Here is a 19,686-nt window from a genome sequence, read left to right as displayed (position 1 = left end):
GGTACCGGAATGCGCGAGCACGTCTTGCCGGTGGCATGATGCGCACTCCGCTCCCGAGATGGCTGGAGCTCTCCCAGCCCCAGGAACGTCCCCGACGTGCGACCTCCAGTCTGGATGTAGTTAACGATTGCTAACCATAATCGTGATAGTTAACGTTATCAGCAGCGTTCGCGACAGTCGCAACGCCGTGCAGATAAGGGGCATGCCAATGCGCAAGCAGGTCCAACCAACCCGCGGTTTCTGGGAATGGGTTTTGAGACAGGGCGGCGACTGGATAGGATAAACGAACCCCGGCTTCGGCCGGGGTTTTTTCTTTTGGAATGGCGCGGACAGCCATCACGGGTCCAGAGAGAGCCCCATGAAGGCGACCATCTATCACAATCCGCGGTGCGGCACGTCGCGCAAGACGCTCGAGATTCTCAAGCAGAGCGGCGCCGACATCACCATCATCGACTATCTCGAGAGGCCGCCGTCCACGGACGAGCTGCGGCGGCTCTACGCCCGTGCCGGGATCAGCCCGCGCGAAGGGCTGCGCGCCAAAGAGAGCCTGGCGCAGGATCTCGATCTCGTGTCGGGCGCGGTCAGCGACGATGCGCTCCTCGACGCGATGGTCGGAAATCCGATCCTGATCGAGCGTCCGCTGGTCGAAACCGACAAGGGCGTCCGCCTCTGCCGCCCGCAGGACAAGGTTCGCGAGATTCTCTGATCCGCCCCCGATCCTTGCTTGGGGCCTGCGTCACATCCGAGGGCGAAGCCAAGCACGCCGACCCGAGAGAGAGGGCTCTGGCAGCGGCTGCAGATCCCACCCGCATCGACGCGCTGAAGGCGGAGTCCTAACCCCTTTTCCTCAATGCGTCACAAAAGGGTCTTACAGCGATCCTCTTGGGGGTAAGAAACATGCGCTCGATCGCGGTCTACAGTCTGAAAGGCGGGGTCGGCAAAACCAGCCTTGCGCTCAATCTCGCCTGGGCTGCGGCGACCCTGTCGTCGCGTCGGACCCTGTTGTGGGATCTCGATGCGCAGGCCGGCGCCACCTTTCTCGCCGGCGCCCGGCCGCGGAGCGGCGCCGGCGAGGCGCAGGGCCTGTTCGCCCGCGATGTCGCGCCCGACAAGCTGATCGCGGCGACTGAGACGCCGCGGCTCGATCTGCTGCCCGCCGATCGGTCGCTGCGCGGTCTCGATCGCTTCTTCTTCACGCTCGGCAAGAAGAAGCGGCTCGAGAAATTGCTCGAGTCGCTGTCGACCGGGTACGATCGCATCGTGCTCGATTGCCCGCCCGGCCTTGCCGAGACCAGCGAGCAGGTGCTGCGCGCAGCCGATCTGATCGTGGTGCCGGTCATCCCCTCGCCGCTGTCGCAGCGGGCGCTCGCCGAAGTGGTCTCGCATCTCGGCCGAAGCACCGGCCGCCGCGGCGCGATCCTGCCGATCTTCAACATGGTCGATCGCCGCAGGAGCCTGCATCGCGAAGCGCTGGAAAGCGCACCGGACTGGCCGGTCATCCCGATGGCGAGCGCGATCGAGTCGATGGCCGTGCACCGGGCCGCGATCGGCAGCTTCGCGCCCAACGCGGCCGCATCCGTCGCGATTGCCGGCCTGTGGCGCGGTATCGAACGGCGCCTGGCCGCTCAGCGCGAAAGCAGTTGACGCACTCGCACTCTCCCCTTCAATCCCGCGCGATGGCGCTGATCGATCCCGACCTGCTGCTGCGTGCTTACTCGATCGGCGTCTTCCCGATGTCGGACAGCCGGGATGCGGCCGATCTGTTCTGGGTCGAGCCGCGCAAGCGTGCGATCCTGCCGATCGACGGCTTCCATCTCTCGCGCTCGCTGCGCAAGACCCTGCGCGCAGGCGCGTTCGAGGTGCGCCGGGACACCGCCTTTGCCGAGGTCATCCGGCTGTGCGCCGGGCGCGACGAGACCTGGATCAACGACGAGATCGAGCGGAGCTTCGTCCGCCTCCACGAGCTCGGCCACGCCCATTCGATCGAATGCCGGCAGGATGGCGCACTCGTCGGCGGCCTCTACGGAGTCCGTCTCGGCGGCGCCTTTTTTGGCGAAAGCATGTTCTCGACCCGCACCGACGCCTCGAAAGTGGCGCTCGCCTGGCTGGTCGCGCGGCTGAAGGTGGGCGGCTTCCGCCTGCTCGATTGCCAGTTCATGACCGAACATCTGCGCAGCCTCGGCGCCATCGAAATTTCCCAGAAGGAGTATCTGGCGCTGTTGGCCTCGGCATTGTCGGGGGGCGCGGACGGAGCCGGTGTTCCCGCACCCGGCGACACTCCCGACTTCGGCGCGCTCGACCGGCTGCTCGCCGCGCATTCGGCGCCGGCCGCAGCGGGGGCCGTGGTGGCCGAGTTGGTGGCTTAGCGCCGGCTTTGGCGGCCGGCCGGCGCATGATATCGTCGTCGGACCGGGCATGCGGCGTGCTGCCGACAAGCACCGGACGCGAAGGAGCCGCCATGACCGACCATTACCGGATTTCGCTCGCGCCGGAGCAATTGTGGCAAGCGATCAACCCCATGACCATCTTCAACCAGGGCGGCCAGTTCGGCCTGATCAACATCAATCTCGGTCAGACTCCCCGGCCGGACATCGAGCAGAAGATCCTCGACGAAGTCGGCAGCTATGGGCGGCAGATCGGTCGGATCGGCGACGCGCTGCAGGTGCTCATGGATCACATCCCTCTCGACGGGCTCGATGCCGACGAGAAGGATGCGCTGGCGGTGCTGCGGGGCGAGCTTGCCGAAATCCGCAAGATCAAGCGGCGCGAACGGAGCGCCTCGGCCGAAAGCGTCTGACCCTTATTGCGGGGCGGCGGCCTCGGCCGGCGCGGTTGCCGGCGGCGGTGCCGCCGGTTCGCGCGCCGTAGCGGCCGGCGCCGCCGGTGCGTCCGCCCTCGGGCGCCGCGTCCCTCCGGCTCTGGGCGGCGCGGCGCGGTTGCCGTCTGCTCCGGCCTGAACGGTCGATTCGCCGGCTTCCGGATGGGTCATCGCGCAGCTCTTGGGCGTGACGTCGTAGATCGGATGCTCGACGACGTTGAGCGACGGCGTCTCCTTGTAGAGCCATCCCGAGAAGGCACGCTGGAACTGGCCCTGCGGGTTGCGGACGTCGAGCTGCACGAACGCGCCGGTCAGCTTCTGCACCTCCCACGGCGCCGTTGTCTCGCAGGCCCGCAGGCGAACGATGACGTCGCCGACGCGCAGCGCCTCTCCTGGCTTCATGGTGAGATCGCGGGCGCTGCCGTTGCGCTTGTTGAGCAGCGAGACCACCGCGACGCGCTGCGCCATCGGCGTGGTGCCCGGCGCCAAGGCGGTCACCGTCTGCGGAATGTCGACGGTCTGCGGCTCTGGCTCGTTCTGCTTGCCGGCCTTCTTCTGCTGGTTGCCCTCACCGCCGCACGCCGCGAGGGCCGCCAAAGCGGCAAGCGCGGCGGCGCGGCAGGTCCGGCGGCTCATGCCTGATCCGGCGTCCATGCCTCATAGTCGCCGCTCGCGGCCGCGCGCTGACCGCCGCGATCGAGGGCGCCGGACGGCTTGTAGGCGTCGGGCGTGCCGGTTCGGTTGCCGGTCGGCGCACGCAGGAATTTCGGCGCCGGCGGCAGCGACTCGTCGGGCAGGCCGTCGATCTGGTGATGCAGCCAGCTGAACCATTCCGGCGGGATCCGGCTGGCATCGTTGGGACCGTTATAGAGGACGAACCGGCGGCCGCCCTTCTTGGCCTCGTAATAGACGTTGCCGAGATCGTCGCTGCCGACCTGCCGGCCATTGCGCCGCACGTGCAGCGACGTGCCGATGGTCGCGCCATCCCACCAGGTGAAGATCTGCTTCAGGAATCCCATGGCCGTCCGCCTAGCGCCGATAGAGGGTTAGGCGCAAGCCTGCACCACGCCGGTCGTAACGCTTACCCCTCGCGCGAAGACGCATCCGCGGCGATCACCGCTGCGGCCCGCCCGGCCAGCTGACCCGGGCATCGGCGGTGATGCCGAGCTCGGCCGCGCGGCCGCCGGCGATTTCCAGCACCGCAAGCACCGGCTCGCCGACTCCGACCGGCTTGAGCGACAGCGGCTGGGCGGTGGCGATTCGGGCGATCGTGCCGTCGGCGCGGACGAAGATCATGTCGAGCGGGATCAGCGTGTTCTTCATCCAGAAGCTGGCCGGGCGCGGGGGCGCGAACGGAAACACCATGCCCTCGGCCGGGGCGAGCTGCTGACGGTTCATCAGCCCGTATGCCTGCTCGTCCTGCGAGCGTGCGACTTCGACGGTGAACGTGTGGACCTTGCCGCCGGCGCGAATTTCGAGCGGCACCACCGGCAGCCCGGAAACCGGGTGCGTCCCGTCCAGCGGTGAGGACGCCGGCGAGGCGGCGGGCAGCGTCGTTGCGTTGGTCGCGGCGAGTTTCTGCTCGGGTTCGCTTCGGCACCCGGCAAGCGCGAGCACGGACAGGCTCCCGACGAGCCAAAGTGGTGGAGTCACCGCGGCTCGACTTCGACGGCGAGCGGGCCCTTGCGGCCGCTCGCGATCCGCGCACTCAGCAATTGCTCCGGCTGGAGATCGGCAAGGCCGCCGCGGCGAACCGTCTCCATGTGAACGAAGATGTCCTCCGATTCGTGGCCCTCGCGATTAAGGAAGCCATAGCCTTTCAGCCGATTGAACCATTTCACCCGAACCGGCTCGAAGTCGCCCGCTTCGTCCAGCAGGCTCGCCGGATCGACGCGCTCTCTCGCGCCCGCGGCCGAAGCACGCGGCGGTTCCGGCATGATCGCCTGACTGAGATCGATCGAAAGCACCTTGCGCGCCTGAAGACCCCGCTCCTGCTGCGCAACCAGGCATTCGATGACGGCGCCTTCCGGAAGGCTCCGCCGCTCATGCTCCTTCAAGACACTGAAATGGACGAGTACATCGCCCGGCACCTCTTCCGACACCAGGAAGCCGAAACCACGCGTCGCGTCGAACCACTTCATCGTCCCGGTGACTTTGAGGAGCCCCTCTTCTTCGGGATGCACCTCTTCCTCCTCCCCCTCTTGCCGCGCGGAGCCATCGGCCAGCATTTCCCGTCGCGACATCATATTCGGCCGATCCACCATGTTTCCCCTGACAAGGACTATCACGGCTTTCGACGCCTTGTGAACTGTATACGTTAGCTTTTCAGTAACCGTCCAATTCCGGGATTTCTCCCGGACAAGCGTTAATGATCCTGCGGGCGTGATCGAGACCGTGTCCGGCCCGCAGCATTGCGGCAATTCCCTTCTCACGGGCGGCCCGATCGGACGGCGGCTGCGCCGCATAGGGGCCGATCCGGCGCTTCTGCGCGAACCGCAAGGCAGCTTCCCAGGCGCCCTCGCGCGCTTCCTCGCGCGCCGGTTCTGCATCGGCCTCCTCCACTCCGGCGGCGCGCAGCGCCTGACCGACCCGCCGCACGCCATATCCGCGCCGGGTCAGCGAAGCGGCTCGCGCGGAAGCGAAGGCGCGGTCGTCGACATAGTTCAAGGCGGCGAAGCGCTCGACGAGCGGCGGCACCGGGTCCGCCGCAGCGCCGGCCCAGCCGCGTTCTGCGATCTTGCGCAGCAGATAGGCGCCGAGCTTCGCGCGCGTCGTCGCGTAGCGCTCGACATAATGCAGGGCGAGGCGCTCGAGCGAGGCTTCGACGAGCGGCGGCCGGGGCTTTTTGTGGGTCTTCTGGGTCACGCGCCATGTTTGTGCCACAGTCGGTCCCGATTATGAACGGCCATTGCCTCCTCATGGGGTTGGTATCGTGCGGCCATGCTTTTGGACGGCCAATGGATGGGCCAAGCCCCTGGAGAGGAACGACATCGCAGTGCCAGTACCTCCCGGAATCGAGACCCTGCCGAAATCGAGAAATATGCAGACCAACAACACCACGCTCCCTCGCCCTACGCCCCTGGGCCCGACCCCTACCGCGGACGATCTTCCGCGCCGTTTTGCGGACTTCCGGACGCTCGGTGAGGCGCTCGATTATGCGGCGGAAGGCCGGCGCGGCCTTAATTTCCACGATCCCCGCGGCCAGCTTGCGCGGAGCTATCCGTTCCGCGAGCTGCGTGACGATGCGATCGCCGCCGCCTACCGCCTGATCGCCGCCGGAGTCCGCCCGCAGGACCGGATCGCGCTGGTCGCCGAGACCGGACCGGATTTCGCCGCTCTGTTCTTCGGCTGCATCTATGCCGGCGCCTGGCCGGTGCCGCTGCCGCTGCCGACCTCGTTCGGCGGCCGTGATTCCTATATCGATCAGCTCTCCGTGCAGCTGAACAGCTCCGATCCCAAGGCGCTCTTCTACCCGGCCGAACTCGCATCGATGGCCGGCGCGGCCGCCCAGGCCGTCGGCGTGGAGGGGATCGTCTGGGAAGAGTTCGCGACCCGCGAGGCCCCGGAAACGGCGCTTGCCGAGGCGAAGAGCGAAGACATCGCCTATCTTCAATATTCGAGCGGCTCGACCCGATTTCCGCACGGCGTCGTCATCACCCACGCCGCCTTGCTCAACAATCTGGCCGCACACAGCCACGGCATGGAGGTCTGCGACACAGATCGCTGCATCTCCTGGCTGCCCTGGTACCACGACATGGGCCTGGTCGGCTGCTTCCTGTCGCCGGTCGCCAACCAGGTTTCGACCGATTACCTCAAGACGGAGGATTTCGCCCGACGCCCGCTCGCCTGGCTCGATCTGATCAGCCGCAACCAGGGCACCACGCTCAGTTACTCGCCGACCTTCGGCTACGACATCTGCGCCCGCCGCATCGGCAGCCAGTCCAAGGTCTCGGAGCGGTTCGATCTGTCGCGCTGGCGCGTTGCCGGCAACGGCGCCGACATGATCCGGCCCGACGTCATGCAGGCGTTCGTCGATGCGTTCGCGGATGCCGGCTTTCGGGCCAAGAGCTTCACGCCGAGCTATGGCCTCGCCGAGGCGACGCTGGCCGTGTCGATCATGCCGCCGGGGGAAGGCATCGTCGTCGAGCTGGTCGAGGAGACCCTGCTCGCCGGCGGCGGCCGTGCCGAGCGCGACCGGCCGCAGCGCTACCGCTCGATCGTCAATTGCGGCAAGCCGGTCCGCGACATGGAAGTCGCGATCCGCGACGAAAATGGCGGCGCCCTCTCCGATCGCGAGATCGGCAAGGTCTGGTGCAAGGGCGCATCGGTCATGGTCGGCTATTTCCGCGATTCCGAGGCGACCGAGGCGTGCCTCAGCGACGACAAGTGGCTCGACACCGGCGACATGGGCTACATGTCGGACGGTTATCTCTACATCGTCGGCCGCGCCAAGGACATGATCATCATCAACGGCCGCAACCACTGGCCGCAGGATATCGAATGGGCGGTCGAGCAGATCCCCGGCTTCAAGGCCGGCGACATCGCCGCTTTCTCGATCACCACGCCCGGCGGCGAGGAAACGCCGGCGGTGCTGGTCCAATGCCGCACGTCGGACATCGCCGAGCGCAGCCGCCTGCGCGACGCGATCCGCGACCGGGTCCGCGCGATCACCGGCATCAACTGCGTCGTCGAGCTCGTCCCCCCGCGCACCCTGCCCCGCACCAGCTCGGGCAAACTCAGCCGCGCCAAGGCCCGAAACCTCTATCTGTCAGGCGAGATCCAGCCGTATGACATTGCCGCCTGACGGCGGAGGCGACATCGCGGCCTAAACCACCTCTCCCTTGGATGGGAGAGGATACGAAGCCTCGGCGCGCCCCTTCGGCGCACCTGGGCGCCGTTGGAGAGGGTGACACCGCCAGAGGATATGCTCCGCGCCCGCCGTCCCCCTCGAACCGCCTGCCCCTCTTGCGGGCGAACGCAGCGCCACCATCTTTCGGATAGGCCTTGCGCGGTCGGAATGCTGTTGCTAACGACCGCGCTCTCCCTGGCTCCCTAGGAGTGTAGCTCAGCTGGTAGAGCATCGGTCTCCAAAACCGAGGGCCGTGGGTTCGAGTCCCTCCACTCCTGCCAACCTTCGCTTCGGCGTCGGGCGGCTGAAGGGAAACCAAGGGACAGGGGGTCAAGCAAGGTCAAGGACGGTCCGCCCGGCGGATCAATCCTTGGCCTGATTTGTGTTGTTTTGAGGATTTGAACTGGTGGCAAAAGTCAATCCCGGCGAATTCCTCCGGCAGGTCAAGACCGAGACCGGCAAGGTCGTCTGGCCGACCCAGAAGGAGACGATCACGACCGGGATCATGGTCGTGATCATGGCGACGATTCTCGGCGTCTTCTTCTTCGCCACCGATTCGGCCTTCAGCGCCATCGTCCAGGCGCTTCTCGGCCTGCTGAGCTAAGGAAGTCACGTGTCCCGCTGGTACATCATCCACGCTTATTCCGGCTTCGAGAACAAGGTCCGCGAATCGATCCTGTCGGAAGCCCAGCGGCTCGGGCTCGAGCAGCTCGTCGAGGCCGTCGAGGTCCCGACGGAGAAGGTCACCGAAGTCCGCCGCGGCAAGAAGGTCACCTCCGACCGCAAGTTCTTCCCGGGATACGTGCTCGCCAAGCTGTCGATGAACGACGACGTCTACCACCTCGTCAAGAACACCCCCAAAGTCACCGGATTCCTTGGCTCCAGCGGCAAGCCGCAGCCGATCTCCGAGGCCGAGGCCGCGCGCATCCTCAACACCAAGGAGGAAGCCGCCGCAGCCGCGCCGAAGACCAAGGTCAGCGTCGATTACGAGATCGGCGACAGCGTCAAGGTGCTGGATGGCCCGTTCGCGAGCTTCAACGGCCTGGTCGAGGAGCTCGATTTCGATCGCGGCCGGGTCAAGGTCGGTGTCTCGATCTTCGGCCGCGCCACCCCGGTCGAGCTCGAGTTCGAACAGGTCGAACGGGTCAAGTAACGGCGCCCGTCGGCATCGGGCGACCTTCCGCCATCCCAGCGAAAGCTGGGATCTCGTGGTGAAGGGCCGAGCGTTTTCGACCTGAGATCCCGGCCACCGCCGGGATGACGGGCACAGAATTTCCGGAGCAATCCGGAAAAAGCGGATCGAAGGCCAACTTCGATCCGATCCGCGCGGGAGGCCTTCCTCGGAGGGCCGCAAATACCGCTAAACTTGGACGGAAGATCCGCCGCTTCGGCAGCGCCTTCCGGCAACAGAGTGAGTGAAACATGGCAAAGAAGATTACGGGCTATATCAAGCTCCAGGTGCCTGCGGGCTCCGCCAATCCGTCGCCGCCGATCGGCCCGGCGCTGGGTCAGCGCGGCGTCAACATCATGGAATTCTGCAAGACGTTCAACGCTGCGACGACGGAACTCGAGAAGGGCATGCCCATCCCGACGATCATCACCGTCTATGCGGATCGTTCGTTCAGCTTCGAGACCAAGACGCCGCCGGCGACCTTCCTCCTGAAGAAGGCGGCGGGCCTCAAGTCGGGCTCCAAGGAGCCGGGCAAGACTTCGGCCGGCCGCGTGACCCGCGCCCAGCTGCGCGAAATCGCCGAGACCAAGATGAAGGATCTGAACGCGAACGATCTCGACGCCGCGACGAAGATCATTGAAGGCTCCGCCCGCGCGATGGGCCTCGAAGTGGTGGAGGGCTGATATCATGGCCAAGCAGACCAAGAAGCAGAAGGCCCTCGCAGCGGCCGTCGACCGTGACAAGCTGTACGGCGTCGTCGAGGCGATCGAGACCTTGAAGGCCAACGCCACCGCCAAGTTCGACGAGACGATCGAAGTCGCGCTGAACCTCGGCGTCGATCCGCGCCACGCCGATCAGATGGTCCGCGGCGTCGTCACCCTCCCCGCCGGCACCGGCAAGGACGTGCGCGTCGCCGTCTTCGCCCGCGGCGGCAAGGCCGACGAAGCGACCGCCGCCGGCGCCGACGTCGTCGGTGCCGAGGATCTGATGGAAGCGATCCAGGCCGGCAACATCAACTTCGACCGCGTGATCGCGACCCCGGACATGATGGGTATCGTCGGCCGTCTCGGTAAGGTGCTCGGTCCCAAGGGCCTGATGCCCAACCCGAAGCTCGGCACCGTCACCCCGAACGTCACCGAGGCCGTCAAGGCGGCCAAGGGCGGTCAGGTCGAGTTCCGCGTCGAAAAGGCCGGCATCATCCACTCCGGCATCGGCAAGGCCAGCTTCTCGAGCGACGACCTGCGCCGCAATTTCGAAGCCTTCGTCGAGGCGATCGTCCGCTCCAAGCCGACCGGCGCCAAGGGCAAATATGTCCGCAAGGTCGCGATGAGCTCGTCGATGGGCCCCGGCCTCAAGGTCGACCTCGCCGAGGTCGCCGGCGCCTGAACGCCGCGCGCTCAGCGAAACGAAAGAAGGGCCGGGGCGCAAGCTTCGGCCCTTTTTCGTTGTGGTCACCAGCCTGGCATCAAAGCGGCGGCGCTGCCACGGACTCGCGGACGACCAACTGCGCGTCGAGCTGGACGAGCGACGTTGCCCCGCCCGCGCCCCCGGCCACGTTCCTGACGAGAATGTCGATGGCGTGCTGGCCGATTTCGGCCACCGGGATCTCCAGCGTCGAGAGCGGTGGGGTACTCTGGTCGGCCCCCGGTATGTCGTCGAAGCCGAGCACCGATACATCCTCCGGCACCCGTTTCCCGGCCCGGGTCAGGTGCCGGATGGCGCCGAGCGCGATCACGTCGGCGGCCGCGAACACCGCAGTGGCGCCCCCTCCATCCAGCGCGGCCGCCACCTGCGGCTCGAGATCGAGCGAAAAGGCGTTCTCGACCCGGAAGGCGAGCTCCGCTTCCTCTTCGATCAGCGCCTGCGCGCCCGCGCAGCGATCGCGCATGCTGGCGACGTCGCAAGGTCCCGAGATCATGCCGATCCGTCGATGCCCCCGGTCGATCAGATGGCGTGCCGCGATCCGCCCGGCCGCCAGGTAATCGACCCCGACATGATCATAGCCGGGCAGCGTCCGATCGAGCACCACCGTCGGGATCCGGTCGAGGCACCCTGCGGACGTGTCCTTGTCGCGGATCGGAAACCACACCACGCCGTCGACGCCAAGCCCGGTGACCATCGCCAGCGCCTTCTGCTCGAGCGGCTCCGATCCTTCCGTATCGACCAGGAACATGCCGAAGCCGGCGTCGCGCCCCGCGCGGAACACCATTTGCGCGAGGCTCGGGAAGAACGGATTGGTCATGTCGGGCACCACCAGCGCGAGCGTGCCCGATCGTCCCGTGCGGGTCACGCGCGCCGCGACATTGCCGCGGTAGCCGATCCTTTCAGCCGCCGAGAGGATATGGGCGCGGGTCTGCTCGCCGACGGAGCCATTGCCGTTGACGGCGTAGGAGGCGCTGGCGAGCGAGACCCCGGCCTCGCGGGCGAGGTCCTTGAGCGTCGGACGCCGGCTACCGGGATCGCGGGGCATTCAGTCCTCTCGTGTCGAACGGGCGAAGCGTGGCGCGTCGTCCGATTTCGTCGCTCACCGCAGTGACGCGACGGGCAAGGAAATCAAGAGCAGCCGGGTCGGCTCCCCGGCCTCGAAGCCATTGTCGCTCACCAGGATCAAGCTCCGGCGGCCGCCGCGCGACGACGGCCACCAGGCCATACCTTCCAGATTGCCGGTCGGGAAACCCAGTCGGTCGAAATCGGCCAGAAGCCGCTTGCCGGCGAGACGGACCTTCGCGCCGGCAAGGCTTGGCACCGCGGCGACATCCTCCGCGGCGCCGAAGTCCGCGAGATAGAGGCGGCAGTGGAAGTCGAAGCCGCCGTCCTCCCGCTGCGCGCCGGACCGTTCGAGAACGAGCAGGCGATGCGCGTCGACGGCAAGGATTTCGCTCACGCCATTGTCGGCGAGGCGGCCGGCGGGCGCCCGCGGAATGGCATCGAGCTGGTAGGCGTATTGCCGCGCGCGCCGGCCGCTCTCCGTCCGTGTGAAGCGCACCAGCGCCGGGCGTGCGATGCCCGCCACCGCGCCATCCTCGATCAGCGGCGCCTCCATCGACAGCCACAGCGCCCCGTCTGGAGCGATTGCCAGGCCTTCGATGGACAGATTGTCGCGCGGGCCGTTCTGCCGGGACGGAGCACGCCGCAATCTGGCCGGCAGGGCGATCTGCCCGCGCTCCCGCCCCTCCGCGTCCATATCGCGGATGACGGGGCCGATGCCGCTGCGTGCATCGCCCTCGCTCGCCAGCATGAAGGCGCTGCTGTTCGGGGCGAAGCGGATCGCCTCCGGATCGATGCCTTCACCCCCACCCGGCCGAGCGAACGGCGCACCGTTGCGATCACGCAGGGTAACCCTGCGCACCCTCGTGATGGTGATCTCCCCACCCCTGCCCTGCCCGAGGCGGACGCGGTAGACGCGGGCAGGCGCATGCTCGGAACGGTCGTCGCTGAGCAGCAGCCATTCGCCGCTGCGGGGATCGCGATCGATGGCGGAGATGCCGCCGAAGCCCGCCGGCACCTCCCCTTCGGTCGACTCCCACAGCGCTTCGACCCGGACATCGTCGGCAGGTCTCGTGGCCGCGATGGTGAGCAAGGCAGCAAGCCAAATGCCTGCGCGCATCAGCCCCCGCCCCTGCCTTCGCACGATCAGAAGCTCGCCCGTGCCGACAGCGTGTAGGTGCGCGGGGCACCGAGAAAATAGCGGTCGAGCGTCCGGCCTGGCAGCCCGAATTCGGGTTGGGTCGCGGTCGAGCTGCTGACCGATCCGATATAGGCCTTGTCGAGAAGGTTATCGACGTTGAACTGCAGGGTTAGGCCGGAAAACGGGCCTGCCGCGCGCACCGTGTAGGCCGCGCCCGCGTTCAGCACGACATAGCCGGGTATCTCCTCCACGCCCACTTCGGCAAAGCTGACGGGGGCAATGATATGCCCGCCGACGCGCTTGCCGACATAGCGCAGATTGGCGTGCAGGCGCGCGCCGTCGACCGGCTTCAGACCGATCTCGGCATAGGCGCTGTGGCGCGGAATGTTGCGCACCCGCGCGCCCGCGATCACGCCGACCGAGGCCAGCGCCGCGCGCTCGGGCGATCCTGCCGGCAAGCCGTCGTGCCGCGCATCCTGGTAGGCGTAGCTGGCATAGAAATCCGCCACGCCGACGTCACCCAGCGCGGTGAGCTCGATGCCGCGGGTCCGCTGACCGGCGATGTTCGCGGCGCGGGTCGCGACATTGCCGCGCACGATCTCGTCGGGATCGGTGACAGTCGGGTCGTTCGGGACGATGCCGACATTGTTCTTGAGGTCGGCCGAATAGGCCTGAACGGAAAGGGCAAGGCGCCCCGCCACGTAGCGGAGGCCGAGATCGAAATTCTCGGACCGGATCGGATCGAGCGTGCCCGGATTGATCACTGCGGTCGAACCCAGGAAGGCATCTTCCGGGATGCCTGCGAAGTTGCGCGCATAGCCGCCGAATATTTCGACCGCCGGCAGCGGCGTGAGCGTGAAGCCGACCTTGGGATTGATGCCGGAATCCTGCGAGAAATCGAGCTTCGATGCATATTCCAGCGGCGAGCGCGCCTCGTAGCGGACGCTCAGCCAGGTGAGCCCGGCGTCGAGGTGCAGGAGGCCGGGCACGACGTCGATTGAATCCCGGGCGTAGAGCATCGACGTCTCGATGCGGGTCGATCTTTCATATTCGACATAGCCGGGGCGGCTGCGGTCGAAGGCGATGCCCGCGGCAGGGTTGGTGATGCGGTAGAAACGGCGCTCTTCGTCGGACGTGCCGCCTTCCCACCAGCCGCCGATGCGGAGATCATGGCCTGCGAATGCGTCCTCCAGCCTGAACTCGGCGGTCGCGCCGTAGCGATCGCGGTTGCGCGGCGTGACCCGCATGTCCGCCGGGCCTCCGAGGACATTGCTGTTGCGCAACGTGGTCAGGGCGGGCCGTACCGCACCGCCCAGAGCATTGTAGGCGGTGACGGCATACGGGTCGCCGCCGCTGAGCAGGCGGGACCGATCCTGGTAACGCAGCGATTCCCCGCGCAGCATCTGATAATAAGGGTTGATCGTCAGCAAGGCGCGGTCGCCAAGCTGCAGGCCGGCATTCACATAGGCAAGCAGATCCTTGCGCGTGCCGCCGAGCGCGCCGCCGAAATCCACGTCGCGCGCAGGAATGCCGGTCACGGCATCGCTGGCCCGATCGGATCGACCGTCGGCCAGGAACTCGCTCAATGTGACGATGTTGAAGTCATTGTCCTGCTGGTCGTTCCAGCTCACCCGCGCCTTCAGGAACGAGCCGTCGGCAAAATCCTGCACGATCTTGAGCTCGGCATGGTCACGCTTGGAATGGCGGTTGTCGGGGCCCGCCCAGATGTCGTTCGCCTGGGTGGAGAAGCTGGCATAGGCCCTGAGGCCGGCTGCGATCTCGCCGCTGTCGATGCGGAAATAGCTGCGCCAGAAATCGCCGGACCCGTAGCCCGCCTCGATTGCGGCGCTTCGCCGCGCCGAGGGATCGTCGGTCGCGAAATCGACGAAGCCGCCAAGGGCGAAGCGCGACGGCGCGCCGAGGTCGCCCGCGCTCTGGGACACGGTGATCCGTCTGATGTTGCTCGGCTCAATGAAACGCTGCGGCGGCGATCCGCCGTTGAAGCGGGCATCGCCGGTGGGGATGCCGTCGATGGTGAAGCCGACCTGCTCCTTGTTGAGGCCGCGCATCGCGAACTCGAACGAGAAGCTGCCGCCCCGCGCATCGCCGGTGGTGACTTGCAGGCCGGCGATTTTGTTGAGGCTCTGGGTGATGTCGGCGCCGAGCGGACGGGTCGCGATATCCGCCTTGCCGAGAATGGCGACCGCCCGGCTCTGCCCTTGGCCGATCCGCTCCCCGGTGACGACGATTTCGCTTGCTTCGTCTTCGCCCGCCGCCATCTGCGCCTGTCCCTGCGCCGGGTCAGCCAGCAATGCGCCGGCCAAAGCGGCCCAGCCGGACGCTGCGCAGAAAGTCGTTTTCGCACGCTTGAAGTTCTTCATCACTCACCCCGCTTGCCGATTGTGATCCGCTCTATGGCGGGATGTCATGACGGTTTAGTGAAACGTTTCACTAGCGCTGCATTGGCGGTATGATGGCGGTAGATCGCGCCTTCTCCTGCGCGCGATTGCACTAAGACGGGCACCGACAGCAGAGGAGCATTGGTGACGAAGCCTCGGCGGGCTACAGGGGCGCGATGCTGAGCCGCCGGAACCTTGTCGCAGCCATGGGTGCCTTCATGGCCCTGCCCACCGTCGGTGCCGCACAAGCGGGCGCAGCGCCGGGCGCGAAGCCAGGCAAGCCGCCGCGGCTGCGGCCCGGCGATGTCGTCGGGCTGGTTGCGCCGGCCATGTTCAGCGACGGCGGCGCGGAGCTCGACGCGATCAAGGCCAATATGACCGCCTTGGGGCTGGTGCCGAAGGTCGGCCCTCACGTCACCGCGCGCTACGGCTATCTCGCCGGCAGCGACCGCAACCGCGCCGACGATCTCAACCGCATGTATGCCGATCCGGCGGTGCGCGCCGTGTTCGCGGTGCATGGCGGCTGGGGTTCGGCGCGCATCCTGCCGTTCCTCGACTGGACGACGATCGCCGCCAATCCCAAGCTGCTGATCGGCTTCAGCGACATCACCGCTTTGCACCTCGCCTTCGCCGCCAAGGCCGGCTTCGCCACCATCCACGGCCCCAATGCCGGAAATGGCTGGCAGCCGATCAGCACCGGCAGCTTCACCAGCCTCGCCTTCGCCGGCGACACGCCGCTGTTCCGCAATCCTTCGCCCGTGATCCTGCCCGCACCACTGCCCGCCGGCGCCAATCCGGAGGCCGCCGGACCGGGCCCCTATCCTGGTCCCGTTGCGGCGCCCGCAACGATTCAGGCGCCGGTCGCAGCGCCGGTCGATCCGCGCTGGCGCACGATGGCGATCCGCCCCGGCATCGCCCAAGGCAGGCTGATCGGCGGCAACCTCGCCGTGCTCGCCGCTTTGATCGGCTCATCCTGGATGCCCGACTTCACCGGCGCGATCCTGGTGCTGGAGGAGACGGGCGAGGCCGAATATCGGATCGATCGGATGCTCACCCAGCTTGGCCATGCCGGCATCCTCGGCAAGGTGGCCGGGATCGTCTTCGGCCAGTGTACCCGCTGCACCGGCAGCGCGACCGGCTATAGCGGCTTCACCGTGCCGCAATTGCTCCACCACCATTTCGGCCCGCTCGGCGTTCCCGCCTTCTACGGCGCCAATATCGGCCACGTCGCAAACCAGCTCTGCCTCCCGATGGGCGCCCGCGCCGAGATCGACGCCGCCGCCGGCACGATCCGGATTCTGGAGCCAGTCGTGGCGTAAGGTCTCGGCGGGTTGCGCTTAGAGGGCAAAAACCTCGTCGGCATATGCGCGCGTCTTCGGCTCATCTTCGCTCTCGATGCGGCGCAGTGGCTCCGCGATTCCAGACGACGCCACGAAGGCGCGCAAAGCCGCGAAGCGCTGCCTCAACCGCCCTTAGGGGGCTGGGCGGTTTCGGCGGAGGAATGAGCATCGATTTCTGCCCTCAGCGCTCCGCCTGCGCCACGACCTGCCGCACCACGTTCGACGGAATTGCGAACCCGATCCCGACATTGCCCTGATTGGGGCTGATCAGCGCCGAGTTGATGCCGATCACCTCGCCCTTCATGTTGATCAGCGGACCGCCCGAATTGCCCGGATTGATCGGCGCGTCGGTCTGGATGAAGCGACGCGGATCCTCCTCGCCGAGGCCCCGCTCGGTGGCGCTGACGATGCCGGCGGTGACGGTCTGCCCGAGGCCGAACGGATTGCCGATCGCGACGACATAGTCGCCGACATTGAGCGCGCCCGAATTGCCGAGCGGCAGCGCCGGCAGGTCACGGCCGCTGATCGACAGGATTGCGAGATCGAGCTGGGGCGCCGCGCCGACGAGGCGGGCGCGCAGCTGGCGGCCGTCGTGCAGGCCGATCTCGACCGCGCTGGCATTTTGGACGACGTGAAAGTTGGTGACGACGAGGCCGCGTTCGGCATCGACGATCACCCCCGATCCGGCCGAGATCGCCGGCTCCAGCGCGCTGTCCGGCACCCCGAAATAGCGGCGGAAGAAGGGATCGCGCAGCAACGGATTTTGGGAGGCGGGCGAGGGCTGCAGCACGGCGATGTTGACCACCGCCGGCGCCGTCCGCGCGACCAGCGGCGACAGGCTCAGCCGGTTGAGCGGCACCGCATCGACGGGAACCGTGCCGTCCCCCTGCCCGACCGCAGCGGAGGCGTCCGCACTCGCGCGCCCTCCAGCCTCGTAAAGATGGGCGGCCAGGCCGCCGGCGCCGCCGGCCAGCGCCAGCCCGAGCACGATCGGCAGGAACAATCCTCCCCGTCCCGCGCTTCGACGTTCATGGATCGGTTCAATCATCCTCGTGTCCCTGATCGGCACGCCGCGGATCCGAGACTTGTCGGCACGGCCGGAGCAAGGCAGACATGGTTCATGTCCCTCCTCGGTTTCAAGATGCCCAACACCCGCAATTCGGCCTTCGGCATGCCGCACTTCGGAATGCGCGGCGGCGGCTGGCAGGCGGTGTGGACCTTCATCGCCATCCTCGCCGGTGTCCGCACACTCGGCGAATTGTTCCGCCACGGCTGGTCGGATCTCGTCCTGATCGGCCTGTGCTCGCTTGCGGTCGCAATAGCCTTCGCCTTGCTGGCGCGGCGCACGCGCGCCGAAATCGCCGACGAGTTCGACCGCGGCGCACCGTTCTTGCGCCCGGCCGCGGCGCGGCGGCGGGTCGACGATCCGATCCAGCCCGGGCGCCGCTTCTTCTGAGCATGGCCGGGCCCTGGCTCGCCATTGCCCTCGAAGAGGAACGGCGGCGAATCCGCGAGGCCGATCCGGAAGGCACAAGGCGGATCCTCGAATATCTCGAAACCTGCGACGACCTCGAGCCCGGTGAGGAATTGCGCGACGACACGCCCTGGTGCTCGGCCTTCGTCAATTGGTGCGTGGTCCAGGCCGGCTTCCCCGGCACCGGCTCCGGCTGGGCGACCTCCTGGGCCGGCTGGGGCGTGGAGGATCCGAACCCCGGCGAGGGCACGATCGTCGTCTGGCGGCGCTCGCGCGATCTCGGCAACGGCCTCGAGCCGGTCGGCGGCCATGTCGGCTTCCTGCTCGAGGATCGCGGCGGCATGCTGCACGTCCTCGGCGGCAACCAGCGCGATCAGGTCTGCCGCCGCGACTATCCCCGCAACGGCTTCCTCACCGACACGGTCGATCGCAGCGGCGCCGTATCGGATCGCTACGAATTGCTCGGCTTCCGCACCGCACCGGCCTGAGTGCTTCATCCTCCCCGTAGGGGAGGGCAGCCCGCAGGGCTGACGGAGGGGCCGGCACGGCGGCGGAGCAGCCCTCCACCATCACCCGCGGCGGCAGGGAGGATTAGGTCAAAGCGACACAATCACTAAACGGTTGATTTCCCGCCCTCCTCGTGTATAGGCGCGGCTTCGCGTGCGGGGCTTGCCCTGTGCGCATCCGTCCGAGACAGCGGGTGGCCGGGTTTGCCGGTCTTAATCCCCCGCCGAGACGGGGAAGAGTTTTTCCGGGTGCCGCCTCGCGGCGCCGGGTCTGCCTGATGATGATCGGGCAAAACCACTCCCCTCGGACCGGTTCCCGTCGAAGCTTCGGCTTCGGTGCGTACCAAGCCCGTGCGCGGCGACGCGCGCGGGTTCACTTGCCCGGCAGGCATTCTGCCGGGCTGTTTGGAGTGTAAGGCATGGATCGAGCTCAAAAGTCCGAGCAGGTCGCCCAGCTCAAGCAGACGTTCTCCGAGACCAGCGTGGTGGTTGTCACCCGCAATCTCGGCATGACGGTGGCCCAGTCCACCGCCCTGCGGAACCGCATGCGCGATGCCGGTGCGTCCTTCAAGGTGACCAAGAACACGCTCACCCTGATTGCGCTCGAGGGCACTCAATATGCCGGAATCGGCGACATGCTGACGGGGCCGACCGGCCTCGCCACGTCGCCGGATCCGGTTGCGGCCGCCAAGGTCGCCGTCGATTTCGCCAAGACCACCGATCGCTTCGAGATCGTCGGCGGCGCGATGGGCGATACTGTCCTCGATCTTGCGGGTGTTCGTGCGCTGGCCGAACTGCCGTCTCTTGACCAACTGCGTGCCACGATTGTGGGCCTCATCCAGGCGCCTGCAACCAAGATCGCGCGGACGATCAACGAGCCGGGTGCTCAGCTTGCGCGTGTCTTCGGCGCTTATGCCGCCAAAGAAGACGCCTGATCATCATTTTGTTTTGAACTGAAATCTTTGGGGCATCGCCCCCGATTTGGAGACTTAAAATGGCAGACATTCAATCCCTCGTCGACCAGCTCTCCGAGCTGACCGTTCTCGAAGCCGCCGACCTCGCCAAGGCGCTCGAAGAGAAGTGGGGCGTTTCGGCCGCTGCGGCCGTTGCGGTTGCCGGCCCGGCCGGCCCGGCTGCTCCGGCTGAAGAAGAGAAGACCGAGTTCGACGTCATTCTCGTCAACGACGGCGGCAAGAAGATCAACGTGATCAAGGAAGTCCGCGCGATCACCAGCCTCGGCCTCGGCGAAGCCAAGGCGCTGGTCGAAGGCGCTCCGAAGCCGATCAAGGAAGGCATCCCCAAGGCCGAAGCGGAAGAACTCCGCAAGCGCCTCGAGGAAGCCGGCGCGACCGTCGAGGTCAAGTAAGCTTCTGCCAGGCGAAGCCTGGTCGAACGAAGAAGGGCGGCTCCGCGGAGCCGCCCTTTTTTTGTCTCCTCGCCCCTTCAGGGGAGAGGAAAGCGAGCGCAGCGAGCAAGGAGAGGGGAAGATTGTACCCCTGCC

The 19,686-nt window shown here is 67.0% G+C and carries 24 protein-coding genes and 1 tRNA gene; 15 read left to right on the top strand and 10 right to left on the bottom strand.

What is annotated here, in order from left to right; genetic code table 11:
- Positions 1 to 130 precede the first annotated feature (130 nt).
- Entirely contained in the window at positions 131 to 337 is a 207-nt protein-coding gene (locus tag C7I55_RS27895) for a hypothetical protein (RefSeq protein ID WP_146151152.1), read from the bottom strand.
- 21 nt (positions 338 to 358) lie between these two features.
- On the opposite strand from C7I55_RS27895, the gene arsC reads away from it, so the two are divergent.
- The 4 genes from arsC to C7I55_RS26185 all read left to right on the top strand — a co-directional run bounded on the left by arsC (position 359) and on the right by C7I55_RS26185 (position 2,797).
- Positions 359 to 706: an arsenate reductase (glutaredoxin) gene (arsC, locus tag C7I55_RS26200; RefSeq protein ID WP_106516005.1), complete on the top strand. Its 348-nt coding sequence runs from the start codon at positions 359 to 361 to the stop codon at positions 704 to 706.
- A 191-nt stretch (positions 707 to 897) separates the two neighbouring features.
- On the top strand, positions 898 to 1,644 hold the full coding sequence (locus C7I55_RS26195) for a ParA family protein (RefSeq protein ID WP_106516004.1): 747 nt from the start codon (positions 898 to 900) through the stop codon (positions 1,642 to 1,644).
- 32 nt (positions 1,645 to 1,676) lie between these two features.
- Positions 1,677 to 2,366, top strand: a complete 690-nt coding sequence (gene aat / locus C7I55_RS26190) for a leucyl/phenylalanyl-tRNA--protein transferase (protein ID WP_106516003.1) — start codon at positions 1,677 to 1,679, stop codon at positions 2,364 to 2,366.
- Between the two features lie 92 nt (positions 2,367 to 2,458).
- Entirely contained in the window at positions 2,459 to 2,797 is a 339-nt protein-coding gene (locus C7I55_RS26185) for a hypothetical protein (RefSeq protein ID WP_106516002.1), read from the top strand.
- A gap of 3 nt (positions 2,798 to 2,800) precedes the next feature.
- On the opposite strand, the gene C7I55_RS26180 is transcribed toward C7I55_RS26185, so the two are convergent.
- From C7I55_RS26180 to C7I55_RS26160, 5 genes are all read right to left on the bottom strand, one after another.
- The gene (locus tag C7I55_RS26180) at positions 2,801 to 3,454 is read right to left on the bottom strand and encodes a DUF2155 domain-containing protein (RefSeq protein WP_106516001.1); all 654 of its coding nucleotides are present in this window, start codon (positions 3,452 to 3,454) and stop codon (positions 2,801 to 2,803) included.
- A complete protein-coding gene (locus C7I55_RS26175; RefSeq protein ID WP_106516000.1) occupies positions 3,451 to 3,837 on the bottom strand; it encodes an NADH:ubiquinone oxidoreductase subunit NDUFA12 in 387 nt (128 codons plus the stop codon). The genes C7I55_RS26180 and C7I55_RS26175 overlap by 4 nt, the downstream gene beginning before the upstream one ends.
- A 94-nt stretch (positions 3,838 to 3,931) precedes the next feature.
- Positions 3,932 to 4,471 carry a DUF192 domain-containing protein gene (locus C7I55_RS26170; RefSeq protein ID WP_106515999.1) on the bottom strand — a complete coding sequence of 180 codons (540 nt, stop codon included), beginning with the start codon at positions 4,469 to 4,471 and terminating at the stop codon, positions 3,932 to 3,934.
- Positions 4,468 to 5,064 carry a cold-shock protein gene (locus C7I55_RS26165; RefSeq protein ID WP_408640639.1) on the bottom strand — a complete coding sequence of 199 codons (597 nt, stop codon included), beginning with the start codon at positions 5,062 to 5,064 and terminating at the stop codon, positions 4,468 to 4,470. Before C7I55_RS26165 ends, C7I55_RS26170 begins: the two co-directional genes overlap by 4 nt.
- Positions 5,065 to 5,143: 79 nt before the next feature.
- A complete protein-coding gene (locus C7I55_RS26160) occupies positions 5,144 to 5,683 on the bottom strand; it encodes a regulatory protein RecX (RefSeq protein WP_233222424.1) in 540 nt (179 codons plus the stop codon).
- Positions 5,684 to 5,858: 175 nt separating this feature from the next.
- Between C7I55_RS26160 and C7I55_RS26155 the strand changes: the two genes are divergently transcribed.
- From C7I55_RS26155 to rplA, 6 genes are all read left to right on the top strand, one after another.
- Positions 5,859 to 7,622, top strand: a complete 1,764-nt coding sequence (locus tag C7I55_RS26155) for a fatty acyl-AMP ligase (protein WP_106515997.1) — start codon at positions 5,859 to 5,861, stop codon at positions 7,620 to 7,622.
- 250 nt (positions 7,623 to 7,872) lie between these two features.
- Positions 7,873 to 7,948 (top strand) — tRNA-Trp (locus tag C7I55_RS26150).
- A gap of 125 nt (positions 7,949 to 8,073) precedes the next feature.
- Positions 8,074 to 8,271: a preprotein translocase subunit SecE gene (secE, locus tag C7I55_RS26145; protein ID WP_106515996.1), complete on the top strand. Its 198-nt coding sequence runs from the start codon at positions 8,074 to 8,076 to the stop codon at positions 8,269 to 8,271.
- 9 nt (positions 8,272 to 8,280) lie between these two features.
- A complete protein-coding gene (nusG, locus tag C7I55_RS26140) occupies positions 8,281 to 8,820 on the top strand; it encodes a transcription termination/antitermination protein NusG (RefSeq protein WP_106515995.1) in 540 nt (179 codons plus the stop codon).
- A gap of 269 nt (positions 8,821 to 9,089) precedes the next feature.
- Entirely contained in the window at positions 9,090 to 9,521 is a 432-nt protein-coding gene (rplK, locus tag C7I55_RS26135; protein WP_106515994.1) for a 50S ribosomal protein L11, read from the top strand.
- Positions 9,522 to 9,525: 4 nt separating this feature from the next.
- The gene (gene rplA, locus C7I55_RS26130) at positions 9,526 to 10,224 is read left to right on the top strand and encodes a 50S ribosomal protein L1 (protein ID WP_106515993.1); all 699 of its coding nucleotides are present in this window, start codon (positions 9,526 to 9,528) and stop codon (positions 10,222 to 10,224) included.
- A gap of 79 nt (positions 10,225 to 10,303) precedes the next feature.
- Here the strand turns inward: rplA and C7I55_RS26125 are convergent, their stop codons facing one another.
- Genes C7I55_RS26125 through C7I55_RS26115 form a run of 3 tightly spaced genes read right to left on the bottom strand, consistent with a single transcriptional unit; the run spans position 10,304 to position 14,847 of the window.
- Entirely contained in the window at positions 10,304 to 11,308 is a 1,005-nt protein-coding gene (locus tag C7I55_RS26125) for a LacI family DNA-binding transcriptional regulator (protein WP_106515992.1), read from the bottom strand.
- A gap of 54 nt (positions 11,309 to 11,362) precedes the next feature.
- Positions 11,363 to 12,445, bottom strand: coding sequence for an esterase-like activity of phytase family protein (locus tag C7I55_RS26120; RefSeq protein WP_106515991.1), 1,083 nt, complete (start codon positions 12,443 to 12,445; stop codon positions 11,363 to 11,365).
- 26 nt (positions 12,446 to 12,471) lie between these two features.
- The gene (locus tag C7I55_RS26115; protein ID WP_106515990.1) at positions 12,472 to 14,847 is read right to left on the bottom strand and encodes a TonB-dependent receptor; all 2,376 of its coding nucleotides are present in this window, start codon (positions 14,845 to 14,847) and stop codon (positions 12,472 to 12,474) included.
- Between the two features lie 236 nt (positions 14,848 to 15,083).
- Between C7I55_RS26115 and C7I55_RS26110 the strand changes: the two genes are divergently transcribed.
- A complete protein-coding gene (locus tag C7I55_RS26110; protein ID WP_233222423.1) occupies positions 15,084 to 16,184 on the top strand; it encodes a S66 peptidase family protein in 1,101 nt (366 codons plus the stop codon).
- Between the two features lie 202 nt (positions 16,185 to 16,386).
- Here C7I55_RS26110 and C7I55_RS26105 read toward each other — a convergent pair whose 3' ends face one another.
- On the bottom strand, positions 16,387 to 17,253 hold the full coding sequence (locus C7I55_RS26105) for a trypsin-like peptidase domain-containing protein (protein WP_106515988.1): 867 nt from the start codon (positions 17,251 to 17,253) through the stop codon (positions 16,387 to 16,389).
- 72 nt (positions 17,254 to 17,325) lie between these two features.
- On the opposite strand from C7I55_RS26105, the gene C7I55_RS26100 reads away from it, so the two are divergent.
- From C7I55_RS26100 to rplL, 4 genes are all read left to right on the top strand, one after another.
- Positions 17,326 to 17,661, top strand: a complete 336-nt coding sequence (locus C7I55_RS26100) for a hypothetical protein (protein ID WP_106515987.1) — start codon at positions 17,326 to 17,328, stop codon at positions 17,659 to 17,661.
- Between the two features lie 2 nt (positions 17,662 to 17,663).
- Positions 17,664 to 18,167, top strand: coding sequence for a TIGR02594 family protein (locus tag C7I55_RS26095; RefSeq protein ID WP_106515986.1), 504 nt, complete (start codon positions 17,664 to 17,666; stop codon positions 18,165 to 18,167).
- 437 nt (positions 18,168 to 18,604) lie between these two features.
- A complete protein-coding gene (gene rplJ, locus C7I55_RS26090; RefSeq protein WP_106515985.1) occupies positions 18,605 to 19,120 on the top strand; it encodes a 50S ribosomal protein L10 in 516 nt (171 codons plus the stop codon).
- Positions 19,121 to 19,179: 59 nt separating this feature from the next.
- Complete coding sequence (gene rplL, locus C7I55_RS26085; protein ID WP_106515984.1) at positions 19,180 to 19,551, top strand: 50S ribosomal protein L7/L12; 372 nt, start codon at positions 19,180 to 19,182, stop codon at positions 19,549 to 19,551.
- Positions 19,552 to 19,686: the final 135 nt, after the last annotated feature.

This window comes from Allosphingosinicella deserti (genome assembly GCF_003012735.1).
Taxonomy (GTDB): domain Bacteria; phylum Pseudomonadota; class Alphaproteobacteria; order Sphingomonadales; family Sphingomonadaceae; genus Allosphingosinicella; species Allosphingosinicella deserti.
This window is presented reverse-complemented; position numbering and strand designations above follow the sequence as displayed.

Bases quoted from the DNA above. Each gene is read 5' to 3' on its own strand.
- C7I55_RS26100 (WP_106515987.1), top strand. From the start codon at position 17,326: ATGTCCCTCCTCGGTTTCAAGATGCCCAACACCCGCAATTCGGCCTTC.
- C7I55_RS26185 (WP_106516002.1), top strand. From the start codon at position 2,459: ATGACCGACCATTACCGGATTTCGCTCGCGCCGGAGCAATTGTGGCAA.
- C7I55_RS26105 (WP_106515988.1), bottom strand. From the start codon at position 17,253: ATGATTGAACCGATCCATGAACGTCGAAGCGCGGGACGGGGAGGATTG.
- C7I55_RS26165 (WP_408640639.1), bottom strand. From the start codon at position 5,064: ATGATGTCGCGACGGGAAATGCTGGCCGATGGCTCCGCGCGGCAAGAG.
- C7I55_RS26155 (WP_106515997.1), top strand. From the start codon at position 5,859: ATGCAGACCAACAACACCACGCTCCCTCGCCCTACGCCCCTGGGCCCG.
- C7I55_RS26120 (WP_106515991.1), bottom strand. From the start codon at position 12,445: ATGCGCGCAGGCATTTGGCTTGCTGCCTTGCTCACCATCGCGGCCACG.
- C7I55_RS26195 (WP_106516004.1), top strand. From the start codon at position 898: ATGCGCTCGATCGCGGTCTACAGTCTGAAAGGCGGGGTCGGCAAAACC.
- C7I55_RS26180 (WP_106516001.1), bottom strand. From the start codon at position 3,454: ATGAGCCGCCGGACCTGCCGCGCCGCCGCGCTTGCCGCTTTGGCGGCC.
- C7I55_RS26175 (WP_106516000.1), bottom strand. From the start codon at position 3,837: ATGGGATTCCTGAAGCAGATCTTCACCTGGTGGGATGGCGCGACCATC.
- arsC (WP_106516005.1), top strand. From the start codon at position 359: ATGAAGGCGACCATCTATCACAATCCGCGGTGCGGCACGTCGCGCAAG.
- rplL (WP_106515984.1), top strand. From the start codon at position 19,180: ATGGCAGACATTCAATCCCTCGTCGACCAGCTCTCCGAGCTGACCGTT.
- rplK (WP_106515994.1), top strand. From the start codon at position 9,090: ATGGCAAAGAAGATTACGGGCTATATCAAGCTCCAGGTGCCTGCGGGC.
- C7I55_RS26125 (WP_106515992.1), bottom strand. From the start codon at position 11,308: ATGCCCCGCGATCCCGGTAGCCGGCGTCCGACGCTCAAGGACCTCGCC.
- C7I55_RS27895 (WP_146151152.1), bottom strand. From the start codon at position 337: ATGGCTGTCCGCGCCATTCCAAAAGAAAAAACCCCGGCCGAAGCCGGG.
- aat (WP_106516003.1), top strand. From the start codon at position 1,677: ATGGCGCTGATCGATCCCGACCTGCTGCTGCGTGCTTACTCGATCGGC.
- C7I55_RS26115 (WP_106515990.1), bottom strand. From the start codon at position 14,847: ATGAAGAACTTCAAGCGTGCGAAAACGACTTTCTGCGCAGCGTCCGGC.
- C7I55_RS26110 (WP_233222423.1), top strand. From the start codon at position 15,084: ATGGCCCTGCCCACCGTCGGTGCCGCACAAGCGGGCGCAGCGCCGGGC.
- C7I55_RS26095 (WP_106515986.1), top strand. From the start codon at position 17,664: ATGGCCGGGCCCTGGCTCGCCATTGCCCTCGAAGAGGAACGGCGGCGA.
- rplJ (WP_106515985.1), top strand. From the start codon at position 18,605: ATGGATCGAGCTCAAAAGTCCGAGCAGGTCGCCCAGCTCAAGCAGACG.
- rplA (WP_106515993.1), top strand. From the start codon at position 9,526: ATGGCCAAGCAGACCAAGAAGCAGAAGGCCCTCGCAGCGGCCGTCGAC.